The organism is Acinetobacter sp. A1-4-2 (genome assembly GCF_040233925.1).
In the GTDB taxonomy this organism is placed as follows: domain Bacteria; phylum Pseudomonadota; class Gammaproteobacteria; order Pseudomonadales; family Moraxellaceae; genus Acinetobacter.
The window spans coordinates 564342-590845 of the sequence record NZ_CP157981.1 but is presented as its reverse complement, the minus strand read 5'-3'; the positions used below and the strand labels follow the sequence as shown (position 1 = coordinate 590845).

Here is a 26504-nt window from a genome sequence, read left to right as displayed (position 1 = left end):
TATTCCTTTATTTGTTCAATTGTTTTGGGAAAGTCAGTTTGCAACGCAAACCACCTAATGGAGAATGATCAAAACTCAACTGTCCGCCCATTGCCTGCGCAATTTTACCAGATAATGCCAGTCCTAAACCTGTACCACCGGTACTGCGGGTGCGGGAATCATCCACACGATAGAAACGCTCGCCTAAACGTATCAACTGTTCGTCACTCAAGCCAAGTGGACTGTCATCCACGATCACACTCCAATGGGTGGCTGATTGCTCGGTATGCACACGAACCTCACCACCTGCTTCAGTATAACGAATACTGTTACCCAGCAAGTTGACCATAATTTGTTTAAAACGATCTATATCTAATTGTAAATTCACACCTTCACCCTGCACCGAAACAGATAGATCGGCTTGGGCAAATTTAGGCTTGAAGTTTTCAACTTCCTGTAACACCACAGTCCACGGATTGACTTCCGCCATATAGCATTTCAGCTGCTGTGCTTCAGCCTGAGCCAAATCGGCCAGATCTTGAGTGAGTTTTTTCAGACTGGTGACCTGACGCAGCATCGATTCAAAATGTTCCGGCGTCGGTTTGCGGATACCGTCCTGCATCGCTTCAATTTGCGCTTGCAGTACTGCCAATGGTGTTTTTAATTCATGTGAAGTATCCGCCACCCACTGACGGCGTGAGGTTTCATGTTGATCTAGAATGACGGCAAGATGGTTCAATTCTGTCGATAAATCACCCAGTTCATCATTGCGGTTAACCGTCACCTGATGCTGAAAATTGCCTTTGGTCAGTTCACGGGTCCCTTGCAGCAAACGCTGAATGGGCGTTTTAAAATAAGTAGCCAACAATAAGGCTGCGATCAGGCTGGTCAGGAAAGTTAAACCGTACACCAATAATAAATAACGTTTTTGATTACTAAAAAAGTTAATACTTGAAGCATCATCCTGATCCAGCACCGGCTTCAAGCCTAAATAACCAACCACCTGGTTATTCACCATAATCGGACGATATGACACTGGAATATCGGATGGCTCACCCACCACAAACTGTTTTTTGGCATCATACAACGACAAGCGAGAACTTAAGCCCAAACGGTCCGGCAAAGAGATAAACTGTTTTTTCTTAGCTTGACTGGATGTTGTATCGGCGGGTTTATCTTCAGTTTTCCGGTCAGAGCGGAAGATATTTTGATTGGCACTGAGTGGAAATTTAAGTCCTTCAAAAGGCTGATATTCGGAAGGTAAATTTAACTTGATGAGGCGCAATTCTTCTGCATCTAAAATCGGTTTGCTCTGCCCGGTTTTATTTAAACCCGGAGAAACGCTGATCAGGGTATTTTCCTGAAAATAACGCTGCTGCAAAGCAATATCATATTGACGGCGTAACCACCAACGAGACAGACGGTCATAGTCATCCGGTGCAGCAGTGCCTTCTATTTGCAGAATTTGCGCCTGAATGGCATTACCCCAGTCATGATAAACTGCATAGACGCCTGCCAGATTACTGATTACATGATCCAGTTTCTGCATTTCGACATCGGCCACATAGCGGGCAAAGTTCTTTTGCATGGTCCAATGCAATACCCCCAGACTCACCGTCGTAATCACTAGGGTGGTGAGCAACACAGTCAGGAACAGGCGTAAGGCAATCGGAACACGGCGAATCTTCAAAAGTGAGGTCTCAATCTTTTTCCCAATGGATTATTGTAACCAACCCGGTAAAAAAAAACTCTCCATTGTTTCTTCATCATTATTGTTTAATCTTTAACTCATCAAATTTCATTTTTCATTGGAGATAACAACAATGAATTCCATGACAAAAATAGCTTTAGTGAGCGCAAGCCTAATCAGTATGGGCGCTTTAACAGCCTGCCAATCGACCAACACGGTTCAGGATAAAGATGGCGACCACCCGCGCATGATGCGAGATCATCATCAAAAGCATGAGCGCAACATGACACCCGAACAGCGTGAGCAGTTCCAGCAAGCCCGAGCCGAACGCCAGCAAATAATGAGAAGCATGAAAACAGCCTGTGAGAGTAAAGCCGTTGGTTCGGCGGTACAAATCAAGGCGGGTGAAAAAACCATTAATGGGACTTGCGTGATGCTCTTCACTCCTGATCGTGCAGAGATGAAGAAAATGTGGCTTGAACATCGTACCATGCAGGGGGAAATGAAAGGTATGCCTATGATGCAATACCATGAACCCCTGACTGATGCAAAACGCGCAGAACTGACCAAACAATTTGATCAGCGCCTGGCAGAACATCAAGCGCATCAGCAAGCCATGTTCAAAGCCTGTCAAGGCAAAGCCAATGGTACTGCGGTACAAGTCAAAGTGGGCACCCAGAGTATGAATGGCACATGCGAAGTTCGCTTCCAGCCTAAAGCACCTGCCGCGCCTGTAACGGCGAAACCAGCATCGTAAAAAAATCCATCCGAAGTCAAAAAGGCGCAACTCTGCGCCTTTTTTATTGTTCATAAACTTTTACGTTTTTGACTATTTATTACATCGAATAAAACATAAAAGCATTTACACTCAACATACTTAGCACTTTCAAAGCAAAAATCTTTGACTTTACAGTCACTAAGAAAAGGCATGGAACCGCTTGTACCAAGTAAGAAGATGTTGCACGATTGAGCCATACAAATACGTGTCATAGAAGGCACGTTCCAATGTTTATTAGGATTATAAGCTGGTTAAACCAGTATTGAGGAAACCGATATGCCACAATACAAAGCGCCCTTACGTGATATGCAATTTGTTCTACATGAATTGTTAAATGCTGAACAACATTATGCAAACCTGCCTGCATTTTCTGACACCGTAAGCCGTGAATTGGTTGATCAATATCTAGAAGCTGCGGCTGACTTCTGTGAAAATGAATTGTCTCCAATCAACCAAAGCGGTGACCGCGAAGGTTGTACTTGGAATGATGGTGTAGTAACCACACCTACAGGCTTTAAAGAAGCCTATCAAAAATATATCGAGTTGGGCTTCCCGTCATTATCTGCTGAAGAGCAATACGGTGGTCAAGCCTTGCCTGTTTCTTTAGGCAACGTGATTTCTGAAATGGTGGGCACTGCAAACTGGGCATGGGGCATGTACCCTGGCCTTTCACACGGTGCTGTCCGTACCCTGGAACATCACGGCTCGCAAGAACAAAAAGATACTTACTTGCCTAAGCTGGTTTCAGGTGAGTGGACTGGTACCATGTGCTTGACAGAATCTCATGCTGGTTCAGACTTGGGGATTATCCGTACCAAAGCTGAACCGAATGCAGATGGCAGCTATGCAATTTCTGGCGAGAAAATCTTTATCTCTGCTGGTGAACACGACATGGCAGAAAACATTATTCATATCGTGTTGGCGCGTCTTCCAGGTGCACCGAAAGGTACTAAAGGCATCTCTTTATTTATCGTGCCTAAATTCACCCTGAATGCAGACGGTTCGTTAGGCGAGCGCAATAGCGTTCGTTGCGGTTCAATCGAGCACAAAATGGGGATTCACGGTAACGCAACCTGTGTTCTCAATTTTGATAACGCAAAAGGCTTCCTGATTGGTCCTGAAAACCGCGGCTTAAACTGTATGTTCACGTTCATGAACACTGCCCGTATTGGTACTGCGGTACAGGGGCTTGCAGCATCTGAAGGTGCTTTCCAGGGTGCATTGGCTTATGCGAAAGACCGTTTGGCAATGCGCTCACTTTCAGGTGTTAAAGCGCCAGAAAAAGAAGCGGATCCAATTATTGTGCATCCTGCCGTACGTAACATGCTGCTTACGCAAAAATCTTTTGCGGAAGCTGGCCGTGCATTGGTTTACTTATTGTCTTTCTATGCAGACACTGTAGAGCAAGGTGCAACTGAAGAAGAACGTAAAGCTGCGGACAACATGTTGTCGCTACTAACTCCGATCGCAAAAGCATTCTTGACTGAAACGGGTTCTGAATCTGCGAAACACGGCGTTCAGGTATTCGGTGGTCACGGTTTCATCTCTGAACATGGCATGGAACAGATTGTTCGTGATACACGTATCGCTTGCCTGTACGAAGGTACCACTGAAATTCAGGCACTTGATTTGTTAGGCCGTAAAGTGTTGGGTACTCAAGGTGCAATGTTGAAAGACTTCACCAAGGTCATTCATAAATTCTGCGAAGCCCACAAAGACAATGCTGCAATGAAAGAATTTGTTGAACCGCTTGCTGCTCTGAATAAAGAGTGGAGTGACTTGACTATGCAGATTGGTATGCGTGCCATGCAAAACCCTGATGAAGTGGGCGCTGCTGCGGTAGATTACCTGTACTTCGCTGGTTACGTAACTTTAGCTTACCTATGGGCTCGTATGGCACTGGTAGCTCAAGAAACATTGGCTGCAGGTACAACTGATGTAGATTTCTACAACGCGAAAGTGACCACTGCCCGTTTCTACTTCAAGAAAATTCTTCCACGCGTTCGCTCACACGTTGACGTGATCGCGGGTGGTGTTGAGCCATTACTTGCTTTAGATGCTGAACACTTCGCATTCTAAGTGCATGATGCTTAAACTGATGTGAGAAAAAGGACGGTCATGTTTTTGGCAGTCCTTTTTCTTTATAACCCATGCAAAAAATTAATCTTTAGTCGTCTAACAACATGAATTTTCATGCATTAGACTGATAAAACCGAACTGAATCAAACAATAAACAGGTGACTCACTATGCCAATCTATAATGCGCCTCTTGCGGATATGAAATTCATCCTTAATGATGTTTTTAATGCAGAACAATTCTGGCAAAACAATGAAAATCTTGCTCATGTTGATGCAGCAACAGCAGAAGCCATTCTTGAAGAAATGGCCAAGTTTGCGCAAAATGTGACTTTGCCTTTGAACCGTACTGGTGATGAAGAAGGTGCAACATATAGCAACGGTAATGTGACTACACCTGCTGGCTTTAAAGAAGCCTTCAAACAATATGCAGAAGGCGGCTGGATTGGCCTGGGTGCTGACGCTGAATGGGGCGGTCAGGAAATGCCAAAAATGCTGACCGTACTTTCTGATGAAATGCTGTTTGCAACCAATCCGTCTTTCATGCTCTACCCGCTTCTGTCTGTCGGTGCAGGTATGGCATTAAACAGCTATGCTTCCCAAGAGCAAAAAGAAACTTATCTACCTAAAATCTACTCTGGCGAATGGTCAGGGACCATGTGTTTGACCGAGCCACATGCCGGTACAGACTTGGGCATTATTAAAACCAAGGCAGAACGTAATGAAGACGGTACTTATAACATTACCGGTACTAAAATTTTCATTACCGGTGGTGACCATGACCTGGCTGAAAACATCATTCACCTGGTTCTTGCGAAAACGCCAGATGCACCGGCCGGTTCACGTGGTATTTCACTCTTCATCGTACCGAAATTCCTGGTGAATGAAGATGGTTCTTTGGGTGAGCGTAACCATGCAGGTCCAGGTTCAATCGAACACAAGATGGGCATTAAAGCCTCTGCGACTTGCGTGATGAACTTTGACGGCGCCAAAGGTTATCTGGTCGGTAAAGAAAATGAAGGCCTGGCTGCCATGTTCGTGATGATGAACTACGAACGTCTGTCTATGGGTATTCAAGGTCTGGGGGCTTCTGAGTTTGCTTACCAGAATGCTGCGCAGTATGCGACTGACCGTCTTCAAGGTCGTAGTGCGTCTGGCGTGAAATCTCCAAACAAACCTGCTGACAGCATTTTGGTTCATGGCGACGTGCGTCGTATGTTACTGAATGCGCGTGCTAACAACGAAGCCTCTCGTGCCTTTGCGGTGTATGTCGGTCAACAGCTCGACATTACCAAGTTCTCGACCGATGCCGAAGCGGTAAAAAAAGCCAATGACCGTGTTGCGCTATTAACCCCAATCGCAAAAGCTTACCTGACCGATACTGCATTTAACGCAACTTTAGATGCACAAATGGTTTTCGGTGGTCATGGCTTCATTCGTGAATGGGGTATGGAACAATGTATCCGTGACTTGCGTATCTCGCAGATTTACGAAGGGACCAACGGTGTTCAGTCCCAGGATTTGATTGGCCGTAAGACCATTAAATGTGGCGGTGCATTCATTGCAGAATACATCCAGGAAATTCGTGATTTTGCCAATGGCCTGGATGCGGATCTGAACTTCATTAAAGATGCCACTTTAGATGCAGCAGCAGAAGTTGAATCGGTAACGCAATATATTCTGCAAGCTAGCAAAGAAAATATCGACTTCTCGAATGCAGCAGCTGTGGATTATCTGCATGCGGTGGGTCTGCTTAGCTTCTCTTACATGTTTGCAAAAATTGCCAATGCAGCAAAAGCCAAAGACGGCGAGTTCTATCAAAATAAATTGTCGCTGGCGCTTTATTTTGTACAACGTATTCTGCCTGAACTTGCAATGCGCATTACTAAAGTAAAAGCCGGTGCTGAAGTGGTAATGAACTTCTCTGAAGACTACTTTACTAACCAGGCTTAATCCTGCACAAAGATAAGCAATAAAAAAACGCCTGCAAATGCAGGCGTTTTTTATGACTCAAGATATCAATTAGATTTTTTCAACAATAATGGAATCTGAAACTTTTTTATTACTCTGTGCCTCTTGATTAATTTTCACAATTTTAATTACGCCCTCGGCTTGTAGATGTTCGCATAACGTAACCAGCTTGTGCATTTCATCCATTTTAATCCCTGAACCCAAAATAAGTTTTTTTCCATTTTGTAAATTATCAATTTTTGTTTGAATTGTTGCTAACATTTTCTTTTCCCTGATCAATGAAATAACCCTTCATACATTACATGAATTTCGTATAAAAAAAATACAATCACTTAATTTTTTATCCTCTTTCATTTTTTATTCTTTAATGTGCATGAAACTTGCATACTATTTAATAATCAATTTCATACAAACAATCATTCAAGAGACAGGAGGAAAAGATGCCAAAACCTGATAACAAAGTTGAAAGGATTGAGACCCTCCTTGACCGTTTCGGAAATATTGCCGTAGAAAGTTTTCACTATATTGCCCTGTTTATTATTGGCTGTATGGTGATCTGGTCTGCCGGACATACGGTATTTGAAATTTTAACCATTAAACAGTTTGCGACCATCGATGATATTCTGCTGCTGTTTATTTATCTTGAACTGGGCGCCATGGTGGGTATTTACTTCAAAACCAATCACATGCCGGTACGTTTTTTAATTTATATTGCCATTACGGCTCTGACTCGTTTACTTATTTCAGATATCCAGCATGACCATAAAGCCGATATGGATCTGGTGATTATTACCGGTTCAATCCTGATCTTGGCATTTTCGATTTTGGTGGTGCGTTTCTCTTCCTGGACCTACCCGTCTGTGATTCGTGATAAACATTCAGAAAAGCCACTCCCTGCAGATAAAACTCCACAACCGCAAGATGATGAATTAGCTTAATATGTTAAAAGCCCCTCTTTTTAAAGAGGGGTTTGGGGAGATTGAATCATTAAAAATGAATCTTTAACGATTCGGCACCAACACATAACGACCATTTTCAAATATCCAATGGCTGCCAGTCGGTGGTGCAGGCAAACCCAAACGTTGCCAGTCGGAGATAAAGGTCGTGTTTGAACTTTCAATTCGGGCGGTTCTCGGATCACCATTCACCCAGCTATAGCTTTGAGAATTGTGTGTAATGGTCGTGGGTGCCTGATATTGAATGCTGATGCCATTCTGAATGGTCGGATAATTCTGATGATGCGGTGGACGCTGCGGATAATTCAGGTAGTGCTGTGGATAATGTTGCTGCTGATGTGGATAGTGATTTTGAGGATAACTATTTTGCGGATAATAAGGACGAGGCTGGTAGCGAGTAGTATCTACCCCACGATAATTTGACCAGCGATTTTCTGCTTGCGTTGTTGCAGAAGCCCCCAAGAGCATCATACCAATCAAAGCACAAAGAGCTGTTAATTTCATAAGAGCCTCCCACCATACATTATAAAGCTTATTGTAATTCCTAGTTTAGGATAAAAAATGAATAAAAAAACAGCAAATGCAAAGTTTTGTAAATGAAATATTTCTCGAGTTTTCTCTTGAGACACATCCCGGCTCAAATGATGAATATGCTAAAATGCAGTTTTTTATTATGGGATCAAACAGAGTGTCTGATTTAAGTTTTGACCGCCTACATCAATTCTTTTGCAAGGTTCCAAGTATTCAAGAATCTTTAATTAATGCCTATGGTTCAGATGGTCAACATGCCTGGTGGTTTAAATTTCAAATCAATGTGGAACATCCTCTGGCATGGCAAACCGTACAGGAACTGGGTCATGTATTAAATTACATTTCCAAGAATGAACGTTTACCGACACAGTTTTTGCCGGTTTCTCCGCCACCTTATATGAATGGTGAAGCCAAAGAGTTTTTGGCTTGGGTCATTCAGTGCAATCATCCCGATTTTTCACCTGATGTGGTCTGTGACTGGTTAGAAGCACGTTTACCGCAGCCGGTTGAAGATGAAAGCCAGTGGAAAATTAAAACGGATTTAAAAGAGCTGGATAAACTCTCTGACAAAGATCTGGATCAGATGGTTCCGCCTAATCCTGAGCCAAAAAATTAAAAAAAATGAAATCTCCCTAAATCCCTCTTTTTCAAAGAGGGACTTTCCTCCCTTTCTTAAAGGGAGGTTAGGAGGGATTTCTATTCATAAATCAAAATTAAAACGTAGACAATCCGCTCCACTCCATAAAACGGTAAATTCCATATTTCAATGTCGATTCATCTGCATATTGGCTGTAATCGACACTCATGTTTTTGCCATTCAAATTTGCCCAAGCCATATCAAAATAAGCTTGGGCATCGGTAAACACTGCTGCCTGCGATGAACCGACTACCCGCAAATTGGTTTCCAGATTATAGTTTTTGATGTTGCGCGCAGTGAAATTGGCTGAACCTAAAATCAGGTCAGACTGCTGTGCATTTGATTTAATGATCATCTTGCTATGACATTGTTCACCTTGGGTATTGCACCAGCGTACCGGCACACCCGCATCATTCAGTTCAGAAGCCACCTGCCGGTTAGGAATACCATTTTTTTTACGCCCAAACGCATCCTTATTCGGATCAAGAAGCACACGGACTTTTACCCCACGCTCATGTGCAGCAATCAGGGCTTTGACAATATGCCGTTCAGACAAATAGAACATGGCCAAATCAATCTGCTCTTTAGGCTTGGCAGTTTCAATCAGTTTGAGTGTTGCATCGTAAATCGCTTTTTCAGTCAGCACCTGAACTTGAGGTAAAGACCGATCCCCTTCAAACTCGCCAATAATGACCATCGGAATATCACCTTTGGACATCCGGCCTACAGCCTGTTCAGTCTTTAATACATCAATGGCTGTATTGCCCATTACCAGCAAAGCCACATTAGAATGACGTGAACTGCCATCATGCGGATTGGCTGAAGTCACCAAAGCTTTCCAGCCCTGAGCCGTATCCACCACCAGAGTTTTACGGTGATTGGCCTTAAAATTAAACAGATTAAAATAACTGCGCAGGGTAATTTTTTCCTGACCAAACGGATTGGCGAGCCAGCCTCTTTCAGGATTATTGCCTGCATCCTGACAACAGAGATACCAGAAGCCAGACCATACTGGATTGGATGCACGCAGCGGTCTTAAATCCGTTTCAATCACGTCAATACCTGCACTACGTAACTGACGATAATGCTCGGGTGCAAGACCACCATAGACTGAATTAATCGGGTCGGTAATCACCTTAATTTCAATATTGGGCTGCACACCGCGTTTTAAAATCAAGGCATCCGTAAGTTGTTGCGCCAATGCCTGATGAGATAGTGTTGACTCGCCGACTTCACTATTGAACAAGAACATGTCCAGTACAATGGTGGTTTGCGCTTCATCAATCAATTTTAACATTTCATTAAAAATATGATGGTCTTGCTGCTGTTTTCCACTTGCATCCAGATAGGTTTGATCTGCAATAAACTTCACCTCGGCATGACGTAACTTACCGGTAAAATTCAGGCCTTCAGGCAAGGGTTTATAGGTATGATAAATGGCCGATGAGAGATATCCCAATGCCAGCAAACCGATGATCACGCCGGCATAACGACGGCCTGACCAATTCAATTTCTGATGAATTCGTTGAAAAATACGCATAACAAAAAACCTAGTCCAATATCATCAGACTAGGTTTTATTGCTTGATTTATCAAGAGGATTTCTGTTTCACCTGCTTGAATCAGCAGATTTCAGGATGACTTTTGCCTAGAAACCGAATTCCAGACCAACAGTAAAGTTACGTCCCACTTGCGGAATATTCGACAGGAATGAAGCATGTGAATAAACTTGATCATCCAGCAGGTTATTGGCTTTAAAGTAGACACGATAAGTATTTTTATCAGCAAGAGTATTGGCATAACTCAAGCCCAGATTAACCATGTTATAGCCCTGAGTTTCATCCTCATAGCTGGCAATTTTGTCCTGATTAAACACATGGTAATACTCAGCCAGACCCGACCAGTGATCGTCAAAGCTTGCATCCACTTTGGTACCTAAACGACCTGCCGGAACGCGAGGTGCATTTTCACTCTCGATTTTGCCACGCACATAATCACCAAACACACCCACTTTGTAGGTATCGTTTAGGGCATAAGAGGCCGCTGCTTCAGCTCCATAGAACTTGGCTTTGTCTTGGGTATATTCAACCAGGCGGAAATCTTTAAAATTATCCAGGGTTTGGGCATAAATATAGTGATCAAACCAGTTGTGATAGACATGCACATGATAATCCAGCGGACCGTTTTCATAATGCAGACCAAGCTCCAGATTATTGGATTTTTCTGCAGCCAGATTTTCATTGCCGCGTTCATAAGTGTTGGTCGCGAAATGTTTACCATTGGCATACAGCTCTTGCGCCAAAGGCAGACGTTCTTGATGAGAACCGACCAGCGATAATTTATAGTTAGGTACAAATTCCCAGTTCAGCGCGCCTGAGTAGGAAAAACCATAATCATCAAAGTCTTTTTTATCAGAATCGATGTCAAGTTTTTGCTGATCCAAACGTGCACCGAGTTCCACATGTACATCATCAAACTGTTTATGTTCTAAGGCAAACAGACTCCACTTTCGGGTTTTGGTCGGATCCAGCAAAGCTTCTTCACCGCTAATATCCAGCTTTTGCTGATTATATTGAGCACCGATCATCCCTTCCCAGTTTGCAATCGGATTGTGGACCAATTCTAAACGTGCATCATAGCCTTTGCTTTTAAAGGTGGTTTGCGCAGCATTCTCTTCAATTTCATCATGCTTGTAATCGGTATAGCTGGCATGGGCACGAAGCTTTTGAAACCCGGCAAAAGGATCATTGAGTTCGGTACGGAAATCATAACGTTCGGTTTTCAAATCGACCCATGGTCCCGCTGCATGCTCTTCATGCGTATGCCCGGGTTGCTGGCCACAGCCAATTAAGGCATTACCGGACACCTGACAATCTTCATATTCATGACTATGCCCCGGCAAGCCATACTGGTCCTGACGGTTACTGTATGAAATGCCGCTAAAGCCTCGGTCATGAATCCAGGACAATCCAACATTGACCGTTTCACCTTCAGCAAAGGTATTCCCGACACGGCGTTCTTTTTCTAATTCGCCTTCATGATCATGAAAATAATCCGGTGCAATATAGTCATTGGCTTTACGTTTTGAACCTTCAACCCGTAACGCAACCTGATCGGCTAAAGCAACCGTGACACCCGCACTAGCGAGTTTTTCATCACTACCCGTGTTGTAACGTAAGCCCAGCTGACCTTCATAACCCTTGTCAGGCATTTGCGTTGGAATTTTATTATCTGTGACATTGACCAGTCCACCCACTGTTCCTGCGCTATACAGTAAAGTCGATGGTCCCCGAATAATCTCAACCTGTTTTGCCAGAATCGGATCAACCGTCACCGCGTGGTCAGGGGACAAGGTTGAAACATCCGCAGTTTCAGAAGCATGTTGCAGGACTTTAACACGCGCACCATCTTGCCCGCGGATCACCGGACGGCTGGAACCTGAACCATACTGATTGGAAGATACCCCAAGCTCACCTGCCAAAGCATCACCAATAGTCGTACTGCCTTCGGCAAGCTTTTTATGATCAATGACCTGATCAGCCACTGCAAAATCTGCAGCCGACTGTACCAGGGGGTGTGCCTGCAATTTGAGGGTGGCAAGTTGTTGAGTCTGAGTATCCTCATCAGCAAAAACAGCAGGTGCAATGACGGCAAAAATAGAGAGTGTGATTAAATTCTTATGAACAAGCATGGAACGGACTCAAGGCTGCAATTTCTAAATAACGTTATAATATAACATTGCATTTTTTTTGCAATCCTTTACGATAAACAGCTACATATTTTATTAGAATGTTTTTTAATACTTTTTATCGCATTAAAACATTATTTTATTTATGCCCTTTACCCTATCTCATGCTGTCCTTGCCCCACCCATTTCCTATCTGACCGGAAACCGGCTTCCGGTTGCCGCACTGGCGATTGGCTGCATGGTGCCAGACCTTTATCGTCTGTTTAGCCAGGATCATTCCAATACCACTCATTTATGGTCCTCCCTGATTCATCCAGACTTGTGGATCGGGCTGGCTTTTTGTGCCATCTGGTATCTGATTTACCGGCCGGTGATCTACCGCTTTCTCGGTATCCGGCATGAACTGAATATCACCAGCCTCTTTGCAGCATTTAAGTTTTTTACAGGAGTCTGTCTGGCCGTCATGCTGGGTACAGCAACCCATCTGATTTGGGATGGTCTGACCCATGTGGATTTTCGTACCTTTGCCTTGCATGACCTTCTCAGTCAGCAGTTTCAGATTTTAGGACAAAGCTATCCCCTGCACCGCATTTTACAGCTTGGGAGCTCCTTCGCAGCCCTGCCATTTATTTTATGGATGAGCCTGCATTACTATCGGTGCCATCGGCAATCCCTGGCCCTTAGCCACAAAATCAAAGTTTTTGCTTGGGGCTTATTCGGACTGTCGATTCTCACTGCCTTGTTCTCGGTCTGGGACTATATGCACTATATTCCTGATGAGGTGTGGCAATCTGAGCTGTATTATTTTACCGGCCGTTCCATCAATGAATTCAGTCAGGGCTTTTTGATGGTATTTAGCCTGGGCTGTTTACTGTTTTTATTTCTGGACCAGAATCGGCGTATGGGCTAATCAAATAGCCCACTTTCCGCTTATTCACTTTAAATTGTTGCTGTTTTTGTCTCAAGTTCTTGTGACTATATGCCCAAAGAGGCATAATTCAACATTCGAAAAAAGCGGTACGCTGTTTACGTATACGCTGACCTTAACCCATATAGTTGGATTTTTTACGCTATGATGCGAACTCATTACTGTGGCTCATTAACTGAAGCCCAAATTGACCAAACCGTAACATTATGCGGTTGGGTACACCGTCGCCGTGACCACGGTGGTGTTATCTTCCTTGACATGCGTGACCGTGACGGTCTTGTTCAAGTGGTTATCGATCCAGATACACCAGAAGCATTCTCAACTGCGGACAAGGCACGTTCTGAATTCGTATTAAAAATCACAGGTCGTGTACGTCGCCGTTATGAAGGCACAGAAAATGCCAACATGGTGAGTGGTCAAATCGAAGTTTTAGCAAAAGACATCGAAGTTCTTGCTACTTCTGAAACGCCTCCATTCCCACTGAATGATGAAAATACCAACATTTCTGAAGAAATCCGTTTGAAATATCGTTTCCTGGATATTCGCCGTCCAGAAATGTTAGATCGCCTACGTTTCCGTTCTAAATTGACCAACCTGATTCGTAACTATTTCGAAGAAAATGGTTTCTTAGACGTTGAAACTCCGATCTTGACCCGTGCTACTCCAGAAGGTGCTCGTGACTATTTAGTACCAAGTCGTGTTTCTAACGGTAGCTTCTACGCACTTCCACAATCCCCACAGCTGTTCAAACAGTTGTTGATGGTAGGCGGTATTGATCGTTACTATCAAATTGCTAAATGTTTCCGTGATGAAGACTTACGTGCTGACCGTCAGCCTGAATTCACCCAAATCGACGTTGAAACATCGTTCATGAGTGACGATGACATCATGGATTTAATGGAACGTTTAACTGTTAAGATGTTCGATGAACTTCTTGGCGTGAAATTCGACAAATTCCAGCGCATGACTTATGCAGATGCAATGCGTGACTATGCATCTGACAAACCAGACTTACGTATTCCTTTGAAACTTGTTGATGTTGCAGACATGATGCAAGACGTTGAGTTCAAAGTATTCGCAGGTCCTGCCAAAGATCCTAAAGGCCGTATCGTTGCGCTTCGCGTACCGGGTGCTGGTTCTCTTCCACGTAGCCAGATCGATGAATACACTAAATTCGTGGGTATCTACGGTGCGAAAGGTTTGGCTTACATTAAAGTCAACGAACTTGAAAAAGGCATCGAAGGCCTTCAATCTCCAATCGTTAAATTCATCGAGCCAATCGTACTTGATTTGTTGAAACGTGTTGGCGCTGAAAATGGCGACATCGTATTCTTCGGTGCAGATAAAGCCAAAGTTGTAAATGATGCAATGGGCGCTTTACGTATCAAGATCGGCCATGACATGAACATGGCGACTTGTGAGTGGGCTCCGCTTTGGGTGGTTGACTTCCCGATGTTCGAAGAAACTGACGATGGCAAATGGACTTCTGTTCACCACCCGTTCACACTACCAAAATCAAGTGTTGAAGAAGTGAAGAACAACCCAGGTCAAGCATTGTCTGTGGCTTATGATATGGTATTGAACGGTACTGAAATCGGTGGCGGTTCACTTCGTATCTATACGCTCGAGATGCAAAAAGCGATCTTTGAAGCGCTTGGCATTTCAGAAGAAGAAGCTGAAGAGAAATTCAGCTTCTTGCTGAATGCACTTAAATTCGGTGCACCTCCTCACGGTGGTTTGGCATTCGGTCTGGACCGTCTTGTCATGCTGATGACAGGTTCATCTTCAATCCGTGACGTGATTGCATTCCCGAAAACCAAAACTGCTGAATGTCCGTTGACTCAAGCACCGGCACCAGTTGAAGGTAATCAATTACGTGATTTGGGTATTCGCTTACGTGAAAAACCAAAAGCTGAAGCTCAACAAGAAGCTTAATTCTTGCCTGATTCAGTGATCAAAAACCCTGCTTGATGCAGGGTTTTTTATTGAATTGAGATTGATTCCGGGTAGTGGCATAATAATGCTGTTTTTTTATTATTGAGTTAAACAAGCTATGGCTATGCGTCCCGCTGTTCGTAATCGTGGCATTATGCTCATTGTGTTTTCTATTGTACAGTGGCTATTTATGCGTTATATCTTGGCCAATGACTTATTTAACATGGATACTAATCAACGTATTCTTTATTTTTGTGTAAGCAGCCTAGGTGGGGCCTTACTTATTTTTGTCGGTTTGATTTATATGGTTTTAAAAGGCAATGCCGACAAAGCCGAATAACTCCCTTCTTAGCCACTGACTGGTGACATTCCTCAGTGGTTTTATCTCATTTTATTTTGTGCTGAAAATATTTAACTCCTGATCTGTAATTTAGACATCGGGCAGCAGCATCCTTGCTGTAATAAAACTCTTTGCAAAATTTTCTTCTTATAACCAGTTTAGTTTTCAAAGAGTTACGCCATTATGTATTTTTTCCTCAAAGTCATTTCCCGATTTCCGTTGTCTTTTTTACAGCTTCTGGCATCCTGCATTGCAATTCTGCTGTACTCCTTCAATTCCTCACTCAAACGAATTACTGGCATCAATTTAAAGCTGGCTTATCCAGAACTGGATGAAACAGCCTACCAGGCTCTCCTCAAGAAAAGCTTAAAAAGTCAATGCATGACCTATATAGAATCAATCAAATGTTGGGGTATGCCACCTGAATACAGCTTAAATCAGATCAAAAATATTTACGGAGAACAGCATCTTACAGAAGCCTTAGCCAATAAAAAAGGCGTTATAGTTGTGGTTGCACATTTGGGCTGTTGGGAGCTTTTAAATGCATGGCTGAATTTACATGCCGCCCCGATGATCATGTACAAGCCCAATAAGCATAAAGCGGTGGATCGCTTTATGCTAGAAGCGCGCCAGCGATTGAATGCCACGCTTGTCCCCACCGATGAAAATGGCGTGCGTGCCATCTTTAAACATCTGAAGAAAGGAGGATTAACGGTCATTTTACCGGATCATCTTCCTAAAGCATCGGGAGGTATTTATTCAGAATTTTTTGGGCAAAAGACCTTATCTACTACGCTGGTGTCAAAACTGGCCAGTAAGACCCAATGCAATATAGTGGGCCTCAGTTGTATTCGTAATGAAACATCAGGTTTTAATGTGTATTGCTCACCACTATCCGATCAGATTTTGTCGAAAAATTTACAAACTTCAGTTGATAGCCTAAATCAAAACCTTGAAAGTATGATTAATGTTGCACCTGAGCAATATGTCTGGTCTTATAAGCGGTTTAGAAATGTTGAAGGGAATAAAAATCTTTATACATCTCAGGCACTAGATAAATAGCGATGCTATCTTCACCACCTGTAACCATAGAATCATGCTGATAGTGTTTTTTAGTTGAACAAACGCTATTTATACGCTATATACTTACCAATGATTGGTTTAAACACTAATAGCGAAACAGTCTATTTTTACTAAAATAGCATTTTAGGTGTACCCGTGATTTTTATCGGTTAATTTATAGAGAGTTAAAGATTAATCTAGAATAGGATTAATAAATATAGAAAGCATGAAATGAAAAAAATTTTATTTATTGTAGATGATCTAGGAAAAGGTGGAGCCGAAAAGATAACACTTGATCTGGCTTACACATTAGCAAAAAATGATAATTTAGTAACTCTTGCTGTTTTGAATTCAAGTAAAAATACCTTAGCCGTTGATTCATCTATTGAATATATTGATTTAAATATCAATCCAAAATTTGCATTTGGAAAACTCTGGAAATTTAAAGAACTTTCAAAAAAAGAGCAAGAAACCATTTCTTTACTAATTAATGAAAAAACTTTTGATCTTATTATCCTAGGTTTTCATAATGGTTATTATTTAGGTAATTACTTAACCCAGAAAAAAAATGTTTGGCATTGGATTCATGGAGATCTTTTAGAATTTAGAAAGTTCAATAATCCATTAAAGCAAATTAAAGAACATATTCGTTTTTTCAAGAATAAACGCAAATTTGCTAAATTATTTAAAAATAGAAATCTGATTACAGTAAACCGTGACCTAGAATCTAAAGCCCAAACCTATGCTCAACCAAAATCAACAGTCACCATTGCAAATGGGGTACAAGTATCAGATGACCTTATTGCTCAATCTCCATATACTGAAAAAAAATGGGATGTGATTTTTGTAGGACGTTTGGTTCCAATTAAACAAGTAGATCATGCAATTAAAGCATTTTCTATAAGTAATCTCACTGGTAAAATGGCAATTGTGGGAGATGGAACAGAGAGAGAAAAACTTGAAACTCTTACAAAAGAACTTAACATTTCTGACAGAATTGATTTCTTAGGTTGGATTGATAACCCTCATCAACTCATGCTACAGAGCAAATGCCTTGTTATGTGTTCTCTGTACGAAGGTAGCCCTGTAACATTAGCCGAAGCAATTTCCCTTGGCGTTCCCATCATCAGTTATAACTCTTCAGCTGGTATTGCAGATTTATTTACTATTGATACTGCAAAATTTGGATTAGTTCCTAAACAAAATATTAAAGCTCTTAGTTTTGCATTAGAAAAATGTGTGCAAAATCCTTATAAATATAACCAAGAATGTATAGATAAAGTGTGTATGGACAATATGCAAGAAAAAATTTTAAATTTATGTAATTTAGATTCTTAAACTAATTTAAATTCAAAGAAATTTAAATAAAGCTTTCACCCCTTATGATAAGGATATTTGATTTAATACAAGGTCTTATATAAAAAAATTAGATTATTTAGGATTTATAAGAATTAATCATGAATAATATTAAATTCCACCCCCCATCATATATAATTTATATTATCAAAATTCACAACATCAAACAAAACTCAATCAATATAATTTAAATTCCAACTAAAACATATGACAATTCATCAACAAATAGATATCATTTACTACTTAATTGTAAAAAGAAATCTCTCTTATGGTTAATAAAATTTCTTATGAAAATCAAATCAAAACATTACCCAATAATATTAATTACAAAACAAACTTGATAAAACAAGATAAGTTTGAATTATTGATTATTGATGATACCTTTCCTTCATTGAAAAGTGGTTTTAGATATGTTGAATTCACAACATACTTACATGAATTTAAGAACTCTTTCATCATCACTTCTGGAAAAAATATTGAAGCTCTTGATAAGAAATCAGCAGCTGATGTTATAAATAATTATAAGGAAAAATTTCCAGATCTTAGCCACAAAGTAACACTAAAAACTGGAAAAATTCATTTTAAAACAAGAAGTTTAGTTTACCTAACCTTTTTAAATAATATTTTCTCAATATTAACGCAAATCGAAGCTGCTAAAGTCCCATTTGTTTTTACTCTTTATCCTGGAGGAGGATTCCTTCTAAATGACCCAATATGTGATCGTAAACTTAAACGAGTTTTTAGCTCCCCTTGCTTCAAGAAAGTAATCGTAACCCAACTGGTAACATACAATTATATTATAAATAAAAGAATGTGTTCTCCTGAAAAAATTCAGATGGTCTTTGGTGTCGTAATGCCAGAAATTTCAAAAATAAATGCACTTCCTAAAAAACACCGGTGGGGCTTTGGAAAACCTAGCCTAGATATTTGTTTTATGGCGCATAAATATACCAGCCATGGTCAAGACAAAGGATATGATGTCTTTATAAAGGTAGCCACTATATTGCATCAGTATCATCAAGATATTTACTTCCATGTTGTAGGATCATTTGATTCCAAAGTCATCAATGTAGATTCATTGGGTGATCATATTAAATTTCACGGCTCATTGGATCCAGAAAATTTCGATAATCTTTTCCAAACTATTGACATAATTATATCTCCTAATATTAGTGGTAAAATTTTTCCAGGTTCATTTGATGGCTTTCCTACAGCAAGCTGTATCGAAGCAGCATTGCGAGGTAGTGCGATCTTTGCCGTTGATGAATTCAACTCTGCAGAAGGATATTTTACGGATGGAGAAGATATTGTTCTAATTCAATATAATATTAAGAATATTATTGATAAAATTAATAAATATTATACTCGACCTTATGATCTAAAAAAAATTGGCGAGAATGGAATGCATCGTGTTAGGGAGCTATATAGTTTAGAAGCACAAATGAAACCTAGAATTAACTTACTACATGAATTAACATATAATCTTAAGCCCTTAAAAAATATAAGTTGGAAAGTATTCAAATTGAACTTTCAATGGAAATTATCTTCAATATTAAATATATTTCGTAAAAAATATAAGAAAATTTAATGTAAAGTTAGAGAAACTCTAAAGTAGAAATACAATTAAAAAACCCTGTATAAATAAGATTCTACATTATTGTAAGATGTGAAAAATTTCATATCTTACAATTCTTAGTTTTAATATTAGTAAAACACTTAATCAACACTGAATAGCAACAAACAAGAAGATCACTTTTTTGATTTATGAAAGAGAATTACTTAATAACATAAATAAATTTAATCAGATTTCCATATAACACTTTTAGGTAATAAACTAATTATATAAAAAAATATCTGCCTTAATGTATAAAATTTTACAGATAAAGATTTTTTTACCAATAAGCAATAAATATCATAATCACTGCTAGTTTTATAAAATTGACGAGCATATTGAAGTGTATACTTGGCATAAGTTTTTCTTAATTTTTCAAGTTGATCTAAATCATTTTCTTCCGCCAATTTCTTATCATATACTCTCATTATACCAATCGGCAAAATTGGGTTAATTTTCTTTCCAAGCGTGCTAATCCCAACATCTACTCGATATGCACCTAATTCCTCATCTAAATGATAAATTAATCCTTTTCTAACCTGCTCAATATGTATTTCAATATCTAATGCTTTAGGATGTAAGGCATCAAAATAATCAAACATAAAATCATTTCGAAACATTTTTGATGAATGTGCAAAGAAAGGTAAATTTAGATATAAATAATCTAAATCGAATTTACCTTTTTGATGGGTCCATTCTCGCACTTTATTTCCTTCAGCATCAATATATAGCATATCATGAGTACAGATGGCGCAATCTGAATTGGATTCCATTACATCAAATTGCCGTTGCAATTTATTCGGAAGAGCCAAGTCATCCCCATCAAGATGATAAATGTATTTACCCTTAGCCTTTTTATATACTGCCTTAATATTTTCGATAGGTCCTATATTTTTTTGATGAAAAACTGGAACTATAATATCAGGATACTTTTTAAAAAAGACTTCTATTATTTTTTTAGTTGAATCAGTGGAGCAATCATCTCCAATAACAACCTCATACTGAAAACTCGTATTTTGATTCAAAATACTTTGTAAAGTTTGCTGTATAAATTTTTCTTGATTATAGGTAACAATACATACTGAAACTAATATATTCATATTAAATAGATCCATCATTTTTTAGTTCTATTTCTAATTTCAGTAAAGTTCGTTTTCGTTCCTTATTTTTTTTTGCTGGCGTGCCGATATAAATACCAAAATCTGAGCAGCTTTTATTTACTAAACTTAATGCACCAACAGCGACACCTGTTCCTAAAGTCACACCAGGCAAAATCACACTTCCAGATCCAACAATTACATGCTTTCCAATTATTACATCTGAACTCATCACATTGGTATATTGACTAGGCACCATAGGATTCGTCATAAATTCACCACTATAATCATCATTACTGCTGTAAATAGCCACTCTTGATGAAATATTGCAAAAATCATTTAACACTATTTTCCCTGCACCTATAAGCGAACTATACACTGCAATATGAATATAACTGCCTATTATTATCCCACTCTCACCTGCTGATAACACACAAAAATCATCGATACGAGTATTGTTACCAATACTAATATTTTTACAATTATAATAAGAGGCTTTGTCTGAAAGTAGGCAATTTTTACCTACGTGTCGAAAACCCATGGCTTTAATCTGTTCTTCTGTTAAAAAAGCCATCTTAATTATCCTTAATTAAATCAATAATTTTTTGCACTGACTCCATGCAAAGATTTGGATATAGCGGTAAGCAAAGCACTTGCTCTGATAAGCATTTCGCTTCAGGAGTGTCTGATTGATATTCCTTATAAACAGTCAAATCAGTCATTATCGGATAAAAATATTTTCTTGCAAAAATATTATGGCACTTCAATTTTTCAAATAACGCATCACGACTGAGTGGATATGATTCAGAAATAACTATGGGGAAATAAGAGTAATTATCTTTTTCTAAATCTGTACGTTCTATACAACGTATACCTTTTATATCTATGAATGAACTACGATAAATATGGTCTATCTTTTGACGCGCTGCTAATGTGCTATCTATATTCTTTAATTGCAATAAACCAAGTGCAGCATGTACTTCGCTCAATTTTCCATTCAAAGAAATATCATCTATTGTACTTTCATTCACAATCCCGAAATTTTTTAAACGATCTATACGCTGTTTCATTTCAGCACTATGGCAAACGATCGCCCCCCCCTCAAAAGTATTAAATACTTTTGTAGCATGAAAGCTCATTACACTTAAATCACCATATTTTAATAAGCTTTTACCCTGATGTATTACACCAAAGGCATGTGCTGCATCGTAAATTAATTTTAAATTATGCTTGGTAGCAATATTTTGTAGTGCTTCCACATCACAAGGAATACCATAACAATGTACAGGTAAAATCGCGACTGTTTTATCTGTAATTGCCATTTCAACTTTTATCGGGTCGATATTAGATGTTTGCGGATCAATATCGACAAAGACTGGCGTAAGTTTATTCCAAACTATCGAATGAGCCGTAGCAACAAAAGTATATGGTGTCGTAATCACTTCACCTTGTTCAAGTCCAAGAGCCTGTAGTGCTGTGACTAATGCAATCGTTCCATTATTAAATAATGAAATATAATCAACACCAAGATATTCACAAAGTTCTTTTTCCAACTGCTGATGCAATGGCCCGCAGTTGGTTAAAATTTTATTATTCCAAATCTGCTCTAAATAAGGAATAAATTCCTCAAGCTCAGGTAAAACAGGTTGCGTTACATAAATTGGCTGAGTCATTTTTTTAGTTTTCCACTAAAGAAATCAAATATTGCCCATAGTCATTTTTACTCATGCTTTGACCAATTTCTAAAACTTGTTCTTTACGCAGCCAACCATTATTCAAAGCAATTTCTTCTAGGCAAGCCACTTTGTAGCCTTGACGCTTTTCAATGGTTTCAACAAATTGAGCCGCTTCCAATAAACTTGAATGCGTCCCTGTATCCAGCCATGCAAAACCACGCCCAAGCAGTTCTACATTTAAATCACCACGCTCTAAATACATCTGGTTTACAGTTGTAATTTCCAGTTCACCTCTCTCAGAAGGCTTCACCTGTTTAGCAATTTGAATCACATCATTATCGTAAAAATATAGACCTGTTACAGCAAAATGTGATTTTGGATCTTTCGGTTTTTCTTCTAAAGATACCGCACGTTTTTGCTCATCAAACTCAACTACCCCAAAACGTTCTGGATCTTTCACTTGATAGCCAAATACAGTCGCACCTTTTTGACGTGACACAGCCTGACGCAACATTGGGGTAAAACCTTGACCGTAAAAAATATTGTCGCCAAGCACTAAGCAAACATTACTATCCCCAATAAAGCTTTCACCAATTATAAATGCTTGTGCTAAACCGTCTGGACTAGGTTGGACTGCATATTCAATATGAATACCAAACTGAGAACCATCACCTAATAATCGTTTAAATCCATCAATATCGTCAGGAGTACTAATGATTAATACTTCACGAATACCCGCAAGCATGAGTACCGAAAGTGGATAATACACCATCGGCTTATCATAAATTGGGAGTAGCTGTTTAGATACACCTTTAGTAATAGGGTATAAACGTGTACCCGAACCGCCTGCTAAAATAATACCCTTTGTTGTATTTGACATTATAAAGTTACACCTAATCGTTCACGTTGGTAACTGCCATCTTGCACACGACGACACCATTCCAAATTATTTAAATACCATTCAACAGTTTTACGGATACCGGTTTCAAAAGTTTCAGTTGGCGACCAACCTAACTCATTCTTGATTTTCGCTGCATCAATGGCGTAACGTAAGTCATGCCCAGGACGATCTTTAACAAAAGTAATCAATGATTCATACGATTGACCACTACTTTGTGGTTTCAATTCATCCAAGATTTTGCAAATGGTTTTCACCACTTCAATGTTCTGCTTTTCGTTATGCCCACCAATATTATAGGTTTCACCCACTACTCCCTCAGTCACCACTTTATACAAAGCACGAGCATGATCTTCTACAAATAACCAGTCCCGAATTTGCTGACCATTACCGTATACAGGTAATGGCTTTGCATCTAGCGCATTTAAAATGACTAATGGAATCAGCTTTTCTGGAAAGTGGTAAGGACCATAATTATTGGAACAATTGGTCACAAGTACAGGTAAGCCATAAGTTCTATACCATGCACGAACCAAATGATCTGAACTGGCTTTAGATGCTGAATATGGAGAACTTGGGGCGTATGAAGTTGTTTCAGTAAATAGATCGGTTGTCCCTTCTAAGTCACCATAAACTTCATCAGTTGAAATATGATGGAAACGAAAGTGCTGTTTAGTATCTGAGTCAAGACTCATCCAGTACTTTCGGGCAGCCTCAAGTAAAGTATAAGTACCAACAATATTGGTTTGAATAAAAGCTGCCGGACCATCAATTGAACGGTCCACATGTGATTCAGCTGCCAGATGCATAATTGCATCCGGTTGAAATGCTTCAATTGCTTTCGTGATTTGCTCAGTATCGCAAATATCCATTTGTTTAAACTGATATTTTGGACTTTGATCAATTTCTTTTAATGATTCTAGGTTACCAGCATAAGTCAATTTATCTATGTTTAAAACTTCATGATCTGTATGTTTTATCAGATGTCGAATTACAGCTGAACCTATAAACCCTGCACCACCTGTAACTAATATTTTCATAACAAACTCAATACACCCAGATTAGAAAGACATTATTAATTAAGTACGGAATAAAGAAAATTATTCAATTTATCCGCAACTCTGCAGAATTGATATTCATTTTCAGCATCTTGGTATCCTGATCGTGCAATTTTACAAATTTGCTCAGGATGTTCAATGAAAAAATTAAGATTATCAACCAAGTCTGTTATATCTCCACACTTTGCCATCAACCCATTTTCACCTTGTCGAATAATCTGCTGAACACTAATATGATCACTCGCAACCACGGGTTTCCCCCAGGCAAAAGCATCTAATATGGCTAAAGGTTGGGTATCATTCATGGTAGGCACGAGTGCAATATCGATATCATTGTAAAATTTTCTTTTATCTTCACCACCAATCCAGCCTAAAAACTCAACTTCATTTTCTAAATTCAAATCTTTAACCTGCTGAATTAAAGTAGCTTTCTGCTCACCTTCCCCGGCAATCAGAAGCTTCACTTTATATCCTTGTTGCTTGAGTTGCTGTACCGCAGAAATTGCTAAATGTGTACCTTTATATTCAACCAAACGCGTCATAATGCCTAAGACAACTGGTTCACCAAGTGTTTCAGAAAAAGAGGGCTGACTCTCAGGTAAGTGAATTAAATTTGAAATAATAGCCTGTGGTTTTTTAGTTAAATCTATACTTTTCTTTTTTGCCGCTACTGCAACACATTGCCCCACATAAGGGGTAATATGAATAAATCCATCTGCTCTCAGCGTTCTTTTCACATTATGACTGTGATTCATTGCAATCACAGGGCATTTGATTCGTGCAAAAAATATTGCATTTTTAAACAAATAAACTGCACGTCCACTGTGGGCAATCACAACATCTGGACGATAAGTACGCAACCACAAAGCCAGCTTTACTGCCGCTAGCAAATCATAAAACCCTGAACTGTTCAGACAAAATTTTGGATAATTTTCAGATTTTAAATTCTTATTTTCCTCACCATATACCAAGACACCCTCATGCCCTTTACTGGCTAAGGCATCAAAAGTATTGAGCATCGCTTGCCAACGACCACCCGAAGCATCGCCATATACAGTATGAATAATTTTTAATTTTTTCAAGAACAAGAGCCTATAAAGTAAATTTTACCAATTGTTTATTGGGTCAACATTCTAATATTTTCAGTCTGGAGAAACCATCGTCTCTTTAAAAATAATTCCTTGCATATTCGCTTTACTTCAAGTCTCTGACAAGATTATAGAATTTTGTTACCATACAAAGTAGATAGAGCAAACGTTCAAATATGATGAAAAGCAAACCTAGTCTCGCAGTTCTCCTTATTCACGACCAACGGGCTGGGCATTTAAACCCTAGTATTGGCGTATATGACTGCCTAGAAACAGCTTATACAACAACCTTAGATAAAGTCGAAACTCCAAGCATAAAAAAATGGCAAATAAGCCTTTTGAAAAAGCTCAGTTGGTATCCTCCTTTATTTGATTTTTGCTCAACCATTTTTTTCAAAAAATTTCACTCAAAGCAAAATATTGACTGTATTATTTGTTCAGGCATGCCAAATTTGCTCTATGGCATTTTTGTCAGTCGCAGATTAAAAGTTCCATTGTTTTACGCAGGTGATTTACGCAAAGTAAATGGACAACTAGTGAACTGTACAATTACAGCACTAGAACAAAATACTGCATCAGACCAAGTTGTGCTTGCCACTCCACCAGTTAAAAAAGACTTTATTAATCTGCAACAGGATAAACTTGATCAAACCACTGCCTTGCTGATTTTAGGTGGTCCGACAGATGAGCATCCTTTTACATATGACGATTTTAAAAAAATCATCGATAAATTTATTGCATTTTGTACTCAAAATCAGCTGAAGGGGCTCATCACCAATTCACGCCGCACACCGAATTTAGATCGCTATTTTCAAAAGACCAAAATCCCTGAAAATATTCAATTGCATTTAGTTCAAACAAAAAATGCTTTATCTTTAGTTCAGCTTATTAAACAGGCCACTTATATTTTTGTCACAGAAGATAGTACATCTATGCTGGCTGAAACTATTCAAAGTGGTCGCTTCATCTGCTCAATTTATAATTCCAAGTCTATTTTAGAACCTTTAAATCAGAAATATCTTCAACATAAACTCATGCAACGACAAAATTTAGCAGCGGACTTTCAACATCCAGATTGTAAAAATACCCAAGCCTTGGATTTAACTAGACCGATTGTTCAGGCTTTTAAACGTAATTTAGGATATTAAA

23 protein-coding genes are annotated in these 26504 nt (G+C 39.4%); 12 read left to right on the top strand and 11 right to left on the bottom strand.

Features of this window, described 5'->3' with window-relative positions:
- Nucleotides 1–7 precede the first annotated feature (7 nt).
- On the bottom strand, nt 8–1669 hold the full coding sequence (gene baeS / locus ABJ384_RS02860) for a sensor histidine kinase efflux regulator BaeS (RefSeq protein WP_300046354.1): 1662 nt from the start codon (nt 1667–1669) through the stop codon (nt 8–10).
- Nucleotides 1670–1802: 133 nt separating this feature from the next.
- Here baeS and ABJ384_RS02855 point away from each other — a divergent pair, with 133 nt between their 5' ends.
- From ABJ384_RS02855 to ABJ384_RS02845, 3 genes are all read left to right on the top strand, one after another.
- Nucleotides 1803–2426 (top strand): hypothetical protein, encoded by a 624-nt coding sequence (locus ABJ384_RS02855; RefSeq protein WP_300046352.1) that lies wholly within the window; start codon nt 1803–1805, stop codon nt 2424–2426.
- Between the two features lie 297 nt (nt 2427–2723).
- On the top strand, nt 2724–4526 hold the full coding sequence (locus ABJ384_RS02850) for an acyl-CoA dehydrogenase C-terminal domain-containing protein (protein WP_300046350.1): 1803 nt from the start codon (nt 2724–2726) through the stop codon (nt 4524–4526).
- A 168-nt stretch (nt 4527–4694) separates the two neighbouring features.
- Complete coding sequence (locus tag ABJ384_RS02845; RefSeq protein WP_349928744.1) at nt 4695–6476, top strand: acyl-CoA dehydrogenase C-terminal domain-containing protein; 1782 nt, start codon at nt 4695–4697, stop codon at nt 6474–6476.
- 69 nt (nt 6477–6545) lie between these two features.
- Here ABJ384_RS02845 and ABJ384_RS02840 read toward each other — a convergent pair whose 3' ends face one another.
- Nucleotides 6546–6755, bottom strand: coding sequence for a hypothetical protein (locus tag ABJ384_RS02840; RefSeq protein WP_180042865.1), 210 nt, complete (start codon nt 6753–6755; stop codon nt 6546–6548).
- 179 nt (nt 6756–6934) lie between these two features.
- Here ABJ384_RS02840 and ABJ384_RS02835 point away from each other — a divergent pair, with 179 nt between their 5' ends.
- On the top strand, nt 6935–7432 hold the full coding sequence (locus ABJ384_RS02835; protein ID WP_200223139.1) for a phosphate-starvation-inducible PsiE family protein: 498 nt from the start codon (nt 6935–6937) through the stop codon (nt 7430–7432).
- Nucleotides 7433–7495: 63 nt separating this feature from the next.
- Here ABJ384_RS02835 and ABJ384_RS02830 read toward each other — a convergent pair whose 3' ends face one another.
- Nucleotides 7496–7954: an RcnB family protein gene (locus ABJ384_RS02830; protein WP_086197522.1), complete on the bottom strand. Its 459-nt coding sequence runs from the start codon at nt 7952–7954 to the stop codon at nt 7496–7498.
- 184 nt (nt 7955–8138) lie between these two features.
- Between ABJ384_RS02830 and ABJ384_RS02825 the strand changes: the two genes are divergently transcribed.
- Nucleotides 8139–8597: a hypothetical protein gene (locus tag ABJ384_RS02825; RefSeq protein WP_166171279.1), complete on the top strand. Its 459-nt coding sequence runs from the start codon at nt 8139–8141 to the stop codon at nt 8595–8597.
- A 97-nt stretch (nt 8598–8694) separates the two neighbouring features.
- Here ABJ384_RS02825 and ABJ384_RS02820 read toward each other — a convergent pair whose 3' ends face one another.
- Nucleotides 8695–10158, bottom strand: coding sequence for a phospholipase D family protein (locus tag ABJ384_RS02820; RefSeq protein ID WP_349928740.1), 1464 nt, complete (start codon nt 10156–10158; stop codon nt 8695–8697).
- 107 nt (nt 10159–10265) lie between these two features.
- Nucleotides 10266–12308, bottom strand: a complete 2043-nt coding sequence (gene znuD / locus ABJ384_RS02815) for a zinc piracy TonB-dependent receptor ZnuD (protein WP_180042861.1) — start codon at nt 12306–12308, stop codon at nt 10266–10268.
- Between the two features lie 142 nt (nt 12309–12450).
- Here znuD and ABJ384_RS02810 point away from each other — a divergent pair, with 142 nt between their 5' ends.
- From ABJ384_RS02810 to ABJ384_RS02785, 6 genes are all read left to right on the top strand, one after another.
- The gene (locus ABJ384_RS02810) at nt 12451–13215 is read left to right on the top strand and encodes a DUF4184 family protein (protein ID WP_349928738.1); all 765 of its coding nucleotides are present in this window, start codon (nt 12451–12453) and stop codon (nt 13213–13215) included.
- A 162-nt stretch (nt 13216–13377) separates the two neighbouring features.
- On the top strand, nt 13378–15168 hold the full coding sequence (aspS, locus tag ABJ384_RS02805) for an aspartate--tRNA ligase (protein WP_086197526.1): 1791 nt from the start codon (nt 13378–13380) through the stop codon (nt 15166–15168).
- Between the two features lie 118 nt (nt 15169–15286).
- Nucleotides 15287–15508 carry a hypothetical protein gene (locus ABJ384_RS02800; protein ID WP_086197527.1) on the top strand — a complete coding sequence of 74 codons (222 nt, stop codon included), beginning with the start codon at nt 15287–15289 and terminating at the stop codon, nt 15506–15508.
- 183 nt (nt 15509–15691) lie between these two features.
- On the top strand, nt 15692–16570 hold the full coding sequence (locus ABJ384_RS02795; protein ID WP_086197528.1) for a lysophospholipid acyltransferase family protein: 879 nt from the start codon (nt 15692–15694) through the stop codon (nt 16568–16570).
- 231 nt (nt 16571–16801) lie between these two features.
- Nucleotides 16802–17908, top strand: a complete 1107-nt coding sequence (locus ABJ384_RS02790) for a glycosyltransferase (protein WP_086197529.1) — start codon at nt 16802–16804, stop codon at nt 17906–17908.
- A gap of 286 nt (nt 17909–18194) precedes the next feature.
- Complete coding sequence (locus ABJ384_RS02785; protein ID WP_086197530.1) at nt 18195–19514, top strand: glycosyltransferase; 1320 nt, start codon at nt 18195–18197, stop codon at nt 19512–19514.
- A 209-nt stretch (nt 19515–19723) separates the two neighbouring features.
- Here the strand turns inward: ABJ384_RS02785 and ABJ384_RS02780 are convergent, their stop codons facing one another.
- Genes ABJ384_RS02780 through ABJ384_RS02755 form a run of 6 tightly spaced genes read right to left on the bottom strand, consistent with a single transcriptional unit; the run spans nt 19724 to nt 25349 of the window.
- A complete protein-coding gene (locus tag ABJ384_RS02780) occupies nt 19724–20638 on the bottom strand; it encodes a glycosyltransferase (protein ID WP_086197541.1) in 915 nt (304 codons plus the stop codon).
- A 1-nt stretch (nt 20639) separates the two neighbouring features.
- A complete protein-coding gene (locus ABJ384_RS02775; protein ID WP_086197531.1) occupies nt 20640–21209 on the bottom strand; it encodes an acyltransferase in 570 nt (189 codons plus the stop codon).
- 1 nt (nt 21210) lies between these two features.
- Nucleotides 21211–22308: a DegT/DnrJ/EryC1/StrS family aminotransferase gene (locus ABJ384_RS02770; protein ID WP_086197532.1), complete on the bottom strand. Its 1098-nt coding sequence runs from the start codon at nt 22306–22308 to the stop codon at nt 21211–21213.
- Nucleotides 22309–22312: 4 nt separating this feature from the next.
- Entirely contained in the window at nt 22313–23191 is an 879-nt protein-coding gene (gene rfbA / locus ABJ384_RS02765) for a glucose-1-phosphate thymidylyltransferase RfbA (RefSeq protein WP_086197533.1), read from the bottom strand.
- Nucleotides 23191–24249 (bottom strand): dTDP-glucose 4,6-dehydratase, encoded by a 1059-nt coding sequence (gene rfbB / locus ABJ384_RS02760; RefSeq protein ID WP_086197534.1) that lies wholly within the window; start codon nt 24247–24249, stop codon nt 23191–23193. Before rfbB ends, rfbA begins: the two co-directional genes overlap by 1 nt.
- A gap of 35 nt (nt 24250–24284) precedes the next feature.
- A complete protein-coding gene (locus tag ABJ384_RS02755) occupies nt 24285–25349 on the bottom strand; it encodes a glycosyltransferase family 4 protein (protein WP_086197535.1) in 1065 nt (354 codons plus the stop codon).
- 182 nt (nt 25350–25531) lie between these two features.
- Between ABJ384_RS02755 and ABJ384_RS02750 the strand changes: the two genes are divergently transcribed.
- Nucleotides 25532–26503: an ELM1/GtrOC1 family putative glycosyltransferase gene (locus ABJ384_RS02750; RefSeq protein WP_086197536.1), complete on the top strand. Its 972-nt coding sequence runs from the start codon at nt 25532–25534 to the stop codon at nt 26501–26503.
- Nucleotide 26504 lies beyond the last annotated feature (1 nt).